The 1,231-nt window shown below is 42.6% G+C and carries 1 protein-coding gene and 1 pseudogene; both read right to left on the bottom strand.

What is annotated here, in order from left to right; all coding sequences use genetic code 11:
- Positions 1-221: 221 nt before the first annotated feature.
- Positions 222-965 carry a hypothetical protein gene (locus R7040_RS24515; RefSeq protein ID WP_318097277.1) on the bottom strand — a complete coding sequence of 248 codons (744 nt, stop codon included), beginning with the start codon at positions 963-965 and terminating at the stop codon, positions 222-224.
- Positions 966-969: 4 nt separating this feature from the next.
- A pseudogene (locus tag R7040_RS24510) lies at positions 970-1,231 on the bottom strand (hypothetical protein); the annotation flags it as partial.

Raw genomic sequence — 1,231 nt, 5'->3', positions numbered from 1 at the left:
TGGATCAAGTTATTAACTTTTAAATCAATGCTTAATTTGCACACAATCCGCATCAGTGTTAAAAATTTGTTCGCTAGCGAAAACTACAATTATAAACTGAGTACTCGGTACTCAGCATCTCATAACGACATCTTACTTACCCCCTCCCTCTCGGAGGGTTTTTTTTGCCTAAATTTCAATAAATTAAAAAGCCACCTTGCGGTGGCTTTAAGAACGAGCAGTTATGACTGGCAAACTTTTTTCATTAACCCTTTTACATGTCCTTTAGACAAATATGTCGGGCAAAGTGCTTCTCTTACGGTTTGCGACTCAATAATGTAATTCTCAAAGTTTGTTAGTGCGGTGTTAGCACACCTTTGTGTAGCAACCTCTTTCGCCAAAGCGAAGTTGGTATTATTTGGTCTGTCCAAGGTGTAGAGCAACGCATTTGCGACGTTTTCATCCGCACAGTAGTTCTCAGCTTGCTGCACTGCTGCTGCAAAAAAAGGAACCGACAGTGACTTCGAGACATTCTGGAAAACTTTGGTTCCTTCTTCGTAACTCACCTCAGCGCTTGGTGCCAAGGTATTAAGAAGCTGACCATAATTTTCCACGCATCCCTCTATCGCATATTGAATACATGGTTGTGCTGCAGGCACCAGCTCTTTCGAGAACTGCTGAGTAAAACTCTTAGATTGAGAGAGAAATGGGTAAGATAGGATTAACTGCTGACCCAGACCAATCGCATCATCTTTTGCTCCAGATGCGACATAGTGTTCAAACGCTCCCAACGCCGCATTTTGAACTAGGCTTTCCCACTCGCTATTACGTTGAGATGGACGAATATCTTCCGCATGCGCTAATAGCTCATTCCAATTTTTAGAGCCGTTCACTGCCTTTAAGTCGTCCATGGTGTAACGAGCTTCTTCACCGACCACGGCAAAGCTGACGGACACCATGAATAACGACAATAACGTTTTCTTCATCGTGTTAGTTCCATGCCTGCTTAAGGTACTTCAACGTTGAAGAGTCGTAAGCCGCATTTGGATTCAGAGCAACTTTGAGTACGCTACCACCTTCATCTAACGCGAAACCTGCTTTTTTCGCATTCACTGAATCTTGACCTACGAATTGGATTTTTTGAACTTTTTGAAACTCTTCTTTATACAAAGCTGCGTGCTCAGTTGTCGTGCACAACTTCACCATATCATCATAGATGTAGTTAATAAGGCCACCTAACCAACCTGTGGTT

Source organism: Vibrio sp. 1069, from assembly GCF_033340555.1.
Note: the sequence above shows the minus strand (reverse complement) of the source record. Positions and strands in the feature narration are given on the sequence as shown.

What these genes read in the sequence shown, in the direction of transcription:
- R7040_RS24515 (WP_318097277.1), bottom strand. Translation starts at nt 965, where the DNA reads ATGAAGAAAACGTTATTGTCGTTATTCATGGTGTCCGTCAGCTTTGCC.